12 protein-coding genes are annotated in these 9,784 nt (G+C 54.7%); 9 read left to right on the top strand and 3 right to left on the bottom strand.

The features are described from left to right. Nucleotides 1–117 precede the first annotated feature (117 nt). Nucleotides 118–531 carry a FosX/FosE/FosI family fosfomycin resistance hydrolase gene (gene fosX, locus KJQ12_RS08420; RefSeq protein WP_213484279.1) on the top strand — a complete coding sequence of 138 codons (414 nt, stop codon included), beginning with the start codon at nucleotides 118–120 and terminating at the stop codon, nucleotides 529–531. On the opposite strand, the gene KJQ12_RS08415 is transcribed toward fosX, so the two are convergent. From KJQ12_RS08415 to KJQ12_RS08405, 3 genes are read right to left on the bottom strand one after another with little or no spacing between them, the layout of a single operon-like run. Next, on the bottom strand, nucleotides 528–1,133 hold the full coding sequence (locus KJQ12_RS08415) for a response regulator transcription factor (RefSeq protein ID WP_213484277.1): 606 nt from the start codon (nucleotides 1,131–1,133) through the stop codon (nucleotides 528–530). The two genes, fosX and KJQ12_RS08415, sit on opposite strands and share 4 nt — an antisense overlap. Then, nucleotides 1,130–2,263 carry a sensor histidine kinase gene (locus KJQ12_RS08410; RefSeq protein ID WP_213484275.1) on the bottom strand — a complete coding sequence of 378 codons (1,134 nt, stop codon included), beginning with the start codon at nucleotides 2,261–2,263 and terminating at the stop codon, nucleotides 1,130–1,132. The genes KJQ12_RS08415 and KJQ12_RS08410 overlap by 4 nt, the downstream gene beginning before the upstream one ends. A 29-nt stretch (nucleotides 2,264–2,292) precedes the next feature. After that, complete coding sequence (locus KJQ12_RS08405) at nucleotides 2,293–3,438, bottom strand: DUF418 domain-containing protein (RefSeq protein WP_041854065.1); 1,146 nt, start codon at nucleotides 3,436–3,438, stop codon at nucleotides 2,293–2,295. A gap of 349 nt (nucleotides 3,439–3,787) precedes the next feature. Here KJQ12_RS08405 and KJQ12_RS08400 point away from each other — a divergent pair, with 349 nt between their 5' ends. From KJQ12_RS08400 to KJQ12_RS08365, 8 genes are all read left to right on the top strand, one after another. Then, a complete protein-coding gene (locus KJQ12_RS08400; RefSeq protein ID WP_213484274.1) occupies nucleotides 3,788–4,738 on the top strand; it encodes a copper amine oxidase N-terminal domain-containing protein in 951 nt (316 codons plus the stop codon). 158 nt (nucleotides 4,739–4,896) lie between these two features. Further along, on the top strand, nucleotides 4,897–5,748 hold the full coding sequence (locus KJQ12_RS08395; protein WP_213484273.1) for a nucleotidyltransferase domain-containing protein: 852 nt from the start codon (nucleotides 4,897–4,899) through the stop codon (nucleotides 5,746–5,748). 84 nt (nucleotides 5,749–5,832) lie between these two features. Further along, nucleotides 5,833–6,231, top strand: a complete 399-nt coding sequence (locus tag KJQ12_RS08390; RefSeq protein ID WP_213484272.1) for a hypothetical protein — start codon at nucleotides 5,833–5,835, stop codon at nucleotides 6,229–6,231. A gap of 177 nt (nucleotides 6,232–6,408) precedes the next feature. After that, a complete protein-coding gene (locus tag KJQ12_RS08385; protein WP_213484271.1) occupies nucleotides 6,409–7,266 on the top strand; it encodes a stalk domain-containing protein in 858 nt (285 codons plus the stop codon). Nucleotides 7,267–7,293: 27 nt separating this feature from the next. Then, the gene (locus KJQ12_RS08380) at nucleotides 7,294–8,154 is read left to right on the top strand and encodes a copper amine oxidase N-terminal domain-containing protein (RefSeq protein ID WP_213484270.1); all 861 of its coding nucleotides are present in this window, start codon (nucleotides 7,294–7,296) and stop codon (nucleotides 8,152–8,154) included. Nucleotides 8,155–8,330: 176 nt separating this feature from the next. Then, a complete protein-coding gene (locus KJQ12_RS08375; protein ID WP_213484269.1) occupies nucleotides 8,331–8,741 on the top strand; it encodes a YjdF family protein in 411 nt (136 codons plus the stop codon). Between the two features lie 236 nt (nucleotides 8,742–8,977). Next, nucleotides 8,978–9,517, top strand: a complete 540-nt coding sequence (locus KJQ12_RS08370) for a MarR family winged helix-turn-helix transcriptional regulator (RefSeq protein ID WP_213484267.1) — start codon at nucleotides 8,978–8,980, stop codon at nucleotides 9,515–9,517. A 22-nt stretch (nucleotides 9,518–9,539) separates the two neighbouring features. Further along, the gene (locus KJQ12_RS08365; RefSeq protein ID WP_213484280.1) at nucleotides 9,540–9,692 is read left to right on the top strand and encodes a hypothetical protein; all 153 of its coding nucleotides are present in this window, start codon (nucleotides 9,540–9,542) and stop codon (nucleotides 9,690–9,692) included. Nucleotides 9,693–9,784: the final 92 nt, after the last annotated feature.

Genomic DNA, 9,784 nt, shown 5'->3' with positions numbered 1-9,784 from the left:
AGTATATCAAACAAATGTTCGCATGTGAAGGATTTGCTGAGGCAACTTGATATTCAAAAAAAAAAAAATCAGCATCAATGCTGATGCTTCGGTTTCGTGGGAGGGGAGGGGAAAACATTGATTGAGGGGATCAGCCATATCACGTTCGTGGTCAAGGATCTGAACAGAACGGCGGCATTGTACAAAGAACTGTTCGATGCCGAAGAAGTCTATTGCAGCGGGGACAAGACCCATTCGTTGTATAAAGAAAAATTCTTCATCATCGGCGGACAGTGGATCGCCGTCATGGAAAGCGATGAAATCGTCAACCGCACCTACCACCACGTGGCGTTTAAAATCCGGGAAGAAGACGCGGAGCGCTGTCTCGCCAAAATCAAAGCACTGAACCTCGAAATGAAGCCGCCCCGGCCAAGGATCAAGGGAGAAGGGCTCTCCATCTATTTCTACGATTACGACAACAATCTGTTTGAATTGCACACCGGCACATTGGAGGAGAGGCTGTCCGCTTACAGGGAAGCGGACGGCGTCTAGAGCCACCCCTTGTCCATCGCCTTCTTCACCGCCTGGTGCCTGGACCGGGCCTCCAGCTTCTGAATCGCGGACGACAGATAGTTGCGCACCGTTCCTTTCGTCAGATAGAGGGAGCCCGCGATCTCGTCCGTCGTCTTGCCTTCCGCCGCCAGCTGCAGTACCTCGCGTTCCCGCTCCGACAGCGGATTTTCTTCCTTCTCGAAAAGAAACGCGGCAAGGTCGGGGCTGATGACCCTCTGTCCCCGATGGACTTTCCGGATGGCGTCCACCAGAAACTCGATGGGCTCGTCCTTGAGCAGATAGCCGTCCACCTTCAGCTCCATCGCCCGCTGCAGATAGCCCGGCCGGGAGAAGGTGGTGACGATCATGATCTTGCAGCCGAGCTGCTTCCGCTTGACCGCCTCCGCCACATCCAGACCGTTCAGGACGGGCATCTCGATATCCAGCAGGCAGATGTCGGGGCGGTGGGTCTGGATGGCGTCCAATGCTTGGCGTCCGTCCGGGACCTGGGCGACCACTTCGATGTCCTCCTCCAGCTGGATGAGCGACGCCAGGGCGCTGAGCAGCATCTGTTGATCTTCGGCGATGACGATGCGGATCATGAAGCTTCCTCCCCCGCGGGCTGCAACGGAATGGCAAGCGATATTTTGACGCCGCCGGCCGGCGACGGGCCGATGCGGGCTTCTCCCTGAAGCAGGCGCATGCGCTCTTCAATGGCTGCAAGGCCGTGGCCCTCCGCGGTCGGATCGTCCGTCAGGCCGATGCCGTCGTCTTCGATGTCCAGGCGGTACCACCCGTCGGCTGCCCGCTCCGTAACCGTGCAATGTTTGGCCTGGCTGTGCTTTACGACATTGGTCAGACTTTCCCGGACGGCCAGGGCCAGCATCGTTTCCGTCACTTTGGTCAGGTTCGGCCTGTCCGCCGCTTTCCGGAAGTCGAACTGAATCCCCGCGCTGGCCAGCAGCGAACGGCCGAGCTCGATCTCCTGATCCAGGGACACGTACTTCATGTCCGTGACGAGATCGCGCACCTGCTTGAGCGCGAGGCGGGACGAGCGGACCACCTCCTGCATTTCCTGTCTGGCCCGCTCCGGATGTTTGTCCATCATGCGCATGGCGAGTTCGCTTTTGACTTTGATCATGGTCAGCGTCTGTCCCAGCGTGTCGTGCAGGTCCCGGGCCAGCCGGTGGCGTTCTTCTTCTTGTGCGTAGAGTGCGATGCGTTCGTTGGCGGAGGCCAGTTCGTGCTTGAGCGATTCGGATTTTTCCAGGATGCGCACGACGAACGGAATGGCCAGCTGCACGATCAGAAAGGGCAGATGGGCCGTATGGAGAAAATGGAACGCATCCCGGTGCAGAACGAAGTTGGTGACCGGATACATGGCGAAGATGGCGGCCATCCCGACCGCGAGATGTGATCCGGAGCGGACCCGGCCGAGAAAGTCGGCGAAGACGGTCGCGAAGAGCAGGATCCACGGGTTGTAGAAGACGGCGAACACCGTCATCAGCCCGCATCCGGCCGCCACGACCAGCAGCAGCCGCAGGCCTCTGTACCACAGCCCCATATAGAACAAGGCCAGAAAGAGCGCAAGCAAAAGGAAAGTGCCGAACCGTCCGACTGGACTGTCGACTGTAAGCACCTGATAGAACAGAAAGACGCAAATGAAGATATCGATGATCAGATAACGCTGGATTTGACTCTCCGGGTAAATTCTGAACCGGAATCCGCTCATGCCGGTAAACGCCTCCGCAAGGTTTGCCGCTAACGCGCCGCGACCATTTTGAGCAAAGCTTTTCGCGTCCATTCCATGGGACCGAGTTTCCATCGGTCGATCCACCATGCGGCGAGCACGGCTTCAGCCAGACAGACGGCAAGCCAGACGCCGATCACGGACAAGCTGCCGAGTCTGCCTCCCCATCCCAGGCCCCAGCCGTAGAAGATGAAGGAAGCGAGCAGATTTTGCAGCACATAGCAGCTCAATGACATTTTACCGGCTGCCTCCATGAAGCGCCATACCTTGAGGTGCTCGCTGCGCTCCACCAGCCGCGCAATCATCGCCATGTACCCGAGCGACAGGATCGGCGCGAACAGGTAGCGGATGCCCAGATCGAATCCTCCGTTCGGCACGAAGAGAAGCAGATTGAGGGGCACCCCCAGGCCGAGGCCGATCCGGAGCATGACGCGACGGATGCGCCTGCCGCGTTCATCGGGCGAGAAGGCGCCGGCGCGCATGAGCCGGATGCCCGTCAGGAACAGGATGATGTTCAGGGGAATGACCATCAAGGCTTCGAACCGGAGCAGCACCATATTGGACAGGCGATAGACGACCTGTTCCATCCAGGCACCTTCCCGGTACAGGGCGGCGACGTATTCCATGCTGCCGAATGACACGTTGGCCCCCGACAGATTGAAGTAGATGTCGACCGCGAGGACCGCGAGCATCACGGAGACGTGGAAGCCGGCGAGAATTTTCAGCACCCGGTTGATCCGCCTGTCGCCGCCGCGGACGATGAACGACACGATGACGGCGGTGACAGCGTAGCTCATCAGGATGTCGTACTCCATCACCAGCGCGAAGTGGAGGAAGCCTTCGATGAGCAGAAAGAGGCAGATCCACAGGTACGTGCCGGGCCAGGGGGCGGATTTTCGCAAGGCTTGGCGGTATTTCAGCTCCAGCCCGACGCCGAACAGGATGGTCAGCATCCCCAGAAATTTGCCGTTAACCAGAAACAGCACGAGCAATCTCAGAAAATCGTCGACCGACGTCCACCACTCGGCGCCGTAGGAAAACAAAGCGTTCAGATCGCCCAAATGGGCGAACAGCCAGATGTTCGTTCCCAATGTTCCGAAGATGGCGAATCCGCGCAAGATGTCCAGCAGACGGATCCGGTTGTTGCTTTTCTCCACCGTCACGATGCCTCACTCCATCATAGTTGTCGGTTTCATTGTAGAACGGGCCATTTCGCGACGGTATTCACAGGTATCAACAGATGAAGATGACAGGTGTCATAGCAGGCGCTGGAGTACATTTTTAAGGCAGAAGCACGTAACAAACGATTGAGACGAAGTTTAGCGTTATGACGTTTAAGTCTAAAATCGTTTGTTGGTGTTTTTTTCATGGCGTGATCTCGGTCTCCCTGACTACAATTGGTCACGTGTTACTAATGATACGCAAGAAGATTCGCGTTCTTTAGTAATAAAAGGTATGATAATGGTCGGATACCCTATAGATACAGAAAAGCAAGGAGGGGCTAATTTGTTAAGAAAAATGATTATAATCGGGCTTGTTGTCGTGCTGTCGCTCTTTTCGATTGGCGCCGCAGCAGCTGCTAATCAGCCGGCACCCCGTCAATTCGATCTGCCGATTAAGGTTCTCTACAATGCACGTCAAGTTGCTAGCGATGTGCAGCCGGAGGTAAAGAATAACGTTGTATTTGTCCCGTTCCGTGCCATTGCGAATGCACTCGGCGCGAATCTGGATGTCACGCCGGACTGGAAGACCATCACTTTCGTACGCGGGGATCGAAAGGTAACCATTACGATTGGATCTAAGACGGCGTATGTGAATGGACAAAAACAAGAGCTGCTTGCTGCTCCTTATGCGACGAAGGGGCGTACGATGGTGCCGACCCGGTTTGTTTCAGAACAGCTCGGGGAGACGGTGGAATGGGATTCCCTGAGCCGGTATGTATGGATCGGTCACAAAAACGTTCCGGCCCTGGAAGAAATGACAGAAAAGGTCAAGATTGACCCGTATCTCAAATACTTTACTGGAAAAAGTGCTGAAGGTGTTTTAAAAATCTGGGACTACAATAGCCCGGATTTTGGCAAGCATCACAAAACCGTTCGATTTGTCAAAGAAACGGACTGGCCGCTCACGATTGGCAACACCACGTTTTCCCGAATTGATCGAGTTGAAATAAACGGTAAAGAATACTTCCGGATTGTGTCAACAGTAAAGGGAACATTGGGAGTACCGCTGTATATGCTTCAATCGGGACAACCGCTGAAAATGCGCCCCGAGAACACCAGTATGAGGGAATATGCTGGTGATTGGAGGGCGTTTTATAATCCCGTAATTAACGCCAGCGATGAAATCTATCTCGGTATCAAGGATTACAAAAAATTTAAACTAAAAGACGTAGAATACATCGGCCTCCAGATCGGTTCGGATTCTGTAATACTGATGGAAAACTACTTTAAGTAAGATTGATTTTCGATTCAAATATGGAGAGCGGAAGCACCGCTTAACCCGATATGTTCATTGTTTATAACCAAACTTTCCCGGTGAAACCAGCAACCCAAATCGTCAGCCGAGCGTCTTAAATTCCAGAGATGGAAGTCGGGATCGGAGTTGATGGCATCATGACCGTACAGAAGTTGATCGAGCAAATCAGCCAAGAGCTGCAGGGCGTATCCGGCGTCGCGGGGGTTGTGCTGGGCGGGTCCAGAGCCAGGGGCACGCATCACGAGACTTCCGATGTCGATATCGGCATTTACTATGATGAATCCGCGGGCTTTGATCTTGAGGGCATCAGCAAAATCGCGGCGAAATGGGATGACGAGCACCGGGAAAATTTGATTTTCGCGCCGGGGCAATGGGGACCGTGGGTGAACGGTGGCGGCTGGCTGGTGGTGCAGGGGTATCACGTGGACTTTATTTTCCGCGACATTCACCGGGTGGCCGGGGTGATCGACGAATGTCTGCATGGCAAAGTCACGTCCCATTACCAGGCGGGCCATCCGCACGCGTACCTCAATGTCATGTACATGGGGGAAATCGCCGTCTGCCAAATCCTGTCCGACCCGACGGGGCGGATCGCAGCGCTCAAAGCGAAAACGTCCCCCTACCCCAAAGCCGTCAAAGACGCGATCACCGGCTATTTCCGGTTTGAAGCCTCGTTCTCGCTGCTGCTGGCGGAGAAAACGGTGGACAAAGACGACATTTCCTATGTTGCGGGGCACATATTCCGGTCGATCTCCAGCATGAATCAGGTGCTCTTCGCCCTCAACGAAACCTATTGCATCCATGAGAAGAAGGCGGTGCGCATGATCGAGGGCTTTCGCGTCAAGCCCCGTCATTACAAGCAGCGGATCGATACGATCATCGCGCTGCTCGGCACGGATCAGAAAAGTTCCGCCATCGCCGTCGAGATGCTGCGGGAGCTGGTTGCAGAGACGGAAGAGCTTGCGGATGGAATAAACCGGCGAACTTGAAAGATGAGTCGGTCATATAAGGTATAAGGCTTCATCTTGCTCGCGACTGTAGTTAGTGATTCATTATTGGAATGAGGGAGCGAAGTGAATAAGCAATCAGACAAATGGAATTTGGCTTTCAGAGCAAGTAATGTTTTGATCGGTGCATTATTGGGATTAGCCTTGATTTACGTAATCCAAAATGAGGTGAATTGGAGTGTTTTGCTGGGGGCATTGACTGCCGCGCTTATTTTGGCTGGGATCAATGTGATCAAAGTTCGCATGACCCGCGGTGCCTTCCCCAATTCCAATGAAGGAACGGATAAGCATGTGTTGAAGTTTTGCTTCAAATCATCGCATATTTTGCTGGGGGTGCTTTTTATTGCGCTCAGCATCCTTAACTTTTTGGGGGTAGAGGAGGTCTCTACCAGTATTCTGTGGTGTGTGATGATCGGCTATGTGTTGATTAATGGCATCGTTATCATTGTGATAAGCCGCAAATGAGATGTCGAATGATGATTCTCGATAACTCGGGAATTTCTTTTTTCCTACTTTTATCTTGGGATTGCGCATTGAAGAACCGGACTGACGGCGAGCCGATCTCGAACACATGATCAGCGAGCAACTCGGATCACATACTCAGCGTCTAACTATAGGAAAAAGCTGAAAGGAGTGAAAATTTTGAAGAAAATCATCCATGTATTGGCCGTGCTCGGCGTGATGCTTGGCTCATCCTCCGCCTATGCCGACACGTCCATCAAGCTACAGATGGATAATCGGACGGACGGCGTGCCGCTTGAGATTACAACCGACGCGGCACCGGAGCTGAAGAACAATCGCATGATGGTGCCGCTCAGGGTGATCAGCGAACATTTGGGCGCCAGGGTTCTGTGGACGGGCAAGGAAGCCGTGCTCGCCAACGGAGACAAGACCATCACCCTGCGGTTAAGCAGCGACACGGCAGAGGTGAACGGCGAGAAGGTGCGGCTGGACGCCGAGCCTTATGTGAAGAGCGGCCGCGTGATGGTGCCGCTGCGGTTCGTGGCCGAGATGTTCGATTGCGATGTCCGCTACGAAAAGCAGACCGTGACCATCGCGACAAAGCCGTTTACTATCGACGGCGTCGACGTGGCAGCCTTCCAGTACGAGACCTTCGCAACCCTTGGCAGCATCGTGGAGCATATCGTCGGGAATAGCCACATCGAAGCGATCTATCATGCGATTGAATCGGGCAAAGGCGAGAAGGTGGAACCGCCTGCCGCCGTCGCTCCGAAATGGACGCTGGCCGCCACCGGCGACTGGTATCGTAACGAAATCTTTGACTTTCTGGATCGGAACGGGAACAGCATCAGGCATTATGAAGTTTGCAGCAAAATGCTCGCGAGCAATGAATCGACTCTCGGGTATTTCCTGATCTATGCGGCGCATGAAGATCAATGGTACAAAATCGACGAGGAAGCCGTCTTCGGGATATGGCAGCTGGAAAGTACGGCCGAACGGCACGGTTATCGGCTCGTGGTTGAAAACACCGCTCCGTAACCAGGACCGGACAGGGAGAGGACGTTATTGAAAAAGATCATCATCTCCATGTTGGCGGCGTTCGGCGTGCTGTTCGGCGCATCATCCGTCCACGCAGACACGCCTGTCAAGCTTCAGATGCAAAACCGGACCGACGGCGCAGCGGTCGAGATCCCATCCGATGAAGCCCCGGAACTGAAGAACAACCGTGTGATGGTGCCGTTCAGGGTGATCAGCGATCAGCTCGGCGCCACGGTTCACTGGTCGGATCAGGAAGTCGTGCTCATCAAGGGAGATACGAGGGTTTCCCTGCGCCTGGGCAGCGACATTGCGGTGGTGAACAGGGAGACGGTGCGGCTGGAGGCGGTGCCTTATGTAAAGAACGACCGCATGATGGTGCCGCTCCGTTTCGTGGCCGAAGTGTTTGGTTGCGACGTCCGCTACGAGAACCGGACCGTTACGGTCACGACAAAGCCGTTTGCCATTGACGGCGTCAACGTGTCAGCTTTCCTGCTCGAAACCGCCGTGATCAATGGCTTCGTCGTGGAGGATGTTGTCGGAAACAGCTACATTGAAGTGCTCTATCAATTGATTGAAGCGGGCAAAGGCGAGGTCGTTGAACCGCCTGCCGGCACCGTTCCGGAATACGGATTGGCCGAACTCGGCAACTTCTACCCGTTCGCCAAATATGACTTTCTGGATCAGGGCGGGAGCAGCATCAGGCATTACGACCTTTATACCCAACGTCGCGCGGACGATGAGCCCCCTCTCGGGTATTTTTTGCTCTATGCGGCGCACGAAGACCAATGGTACAAGTTCGATGTGGAAACTCCCTACGAGATATGGGAGTTGAAAGGCAAGGCCGCAAAGAGCGGTTACGGGGGCACGGTTGAAAACGCCGTTCCGTGAAGGCGAAATCCGAATATCGTGAAATCGGGATGAACTTGCTGTAAAATAAATGTTGGAGCGTAAAAACACGGTCTGGTTGGTAGTCCAGACGTATCGGCCCATTCGCCGATATCAGTAACCTTCCCCCCTCGGGATGTCCATCGTTCCAATGATTTTTTTCAGAGGGGGATTTATCCGTGAAATTGACGGTGTATCATGACGGTCAATTCTGGGTAGGTGTTGTGGAAGAAGTCGTAAACGGAAAGTTGAAAGCGGGCAGGTATTTGTTCGGTTCCGAGCCCAAGGACCAGGAAGTTTATGCGTTCGTCAACACAGCATTGCCGGCTTTCGTGGACGGGTTGTCGGAACAGCTGACGGTCGAAGAGCGCCAAACCGGCAGAACGAACCCGAAGCGGCTCGCAAGACAGGCGGCTCGCGAAATGAAGGCGAAGGGCGTATCGACGTTCGCCCAGGCGGCGATTCAGCTGGAGTATGAGAAGCGGAAGAAGGAAAAGCAAGTTCTCAGCAAAGCCAGACGGGAAGAACTCAAGGAATACAAGCGAGCCATCAAGTTGAAAAAGGCAAAAGAGAAGCATCGCGGAAGGTGAGCCGGGCGGGGAAATCATTCCCCGTTCTCTTTTTATTAAATCCATACTTTACAGGTAGGGTTAATACATATTATGATAGGAGCACGAAGTTTTAGCGCTAAACTTTTTACAACTAAAAAATTCGGTTGATTGGACGACCAAAGGCTTCAATGACTTCCCGAAGAACAGTGCGGGAACGTCGTTGAAGCCTTTTTGCATTCCAGGCGTGGCGTGAAGGGGTGACGGGTGGAGATTTGATGGAGGACAACTGTCAGCAGTATGAGGAGCTCGACTGGCATTTTCGCCGGATGGTCCGGAAGTTTGTGAAGGAGCGCGACAAAATCGCCGTTGAGGGCATCCCGCTGCCCGCCATGCTGATCCTGCACAAGATCAACCGCGACGGCGAGCAGAAGCTGGGGGATCTGGCCGAGCAGCTCGATTTCTCACCGGGCGCCATCACGATGCTGTGCGACAAGCTGGAGAAAAAAGGTTACGCCGTGCGCCGGAGGCTGCCGGAAGACCGGAGATCCGTCGCGCTCGGCATCACGGAAGAAGGCCGCCGGCTGCTGGCCCGGCAGCGCGGGCTCAGCCGGGCATCGATCCAGCTGCTGTTCTCCGAGTTCACGCAGCAGGAGCTGGCGGTGCTCAAGAAGGCGTTCATCCGGATCACGGACAATCTGGCGGGATACGCCGATGCCATTCTCCGCACGGCGAAGGCGAATGAAGCGCGCCGGGAGGAAGGCGCGGTTGACACCGCCGCCGCTCAAGCGGAGCAAAACCGGTTTCTGCACTATTAAATCTTTGCAAGGAGAGATCGATATGGGACACCCGACCATCTATCCGACGGGAACGACCGTCTATCTGCCGGAGAAGGCGTGGAGCGGCTACACGATCTACCAGGCGGGTTTCTCCACGGGAGGGAAGGAGCGGGCGGTGCGGATGTCATGTTTCGGTATGGAAACCGGGGGATGATGTGCATGCTGGGAAGCGGGTGCGGCGGGTCTTATGAACTCAACTTTCGCAGTATGAAATGGGCAAACAAGCCTTGATGTAGCTGGGCAAAG

This window comes from Thermobacillus xylanilyticus (assembly GCF_907165215.1).
Taxonomy (GTDB): Bacteria; Bacillota; Bacilli; order Paenibacillales; family Paenibacillaceae; genus Thermobacillus; species Thermobacillus xylanilyticus.
This window is presented reverse-complemented; position numbering and strand designations above follow the sequence as displayed.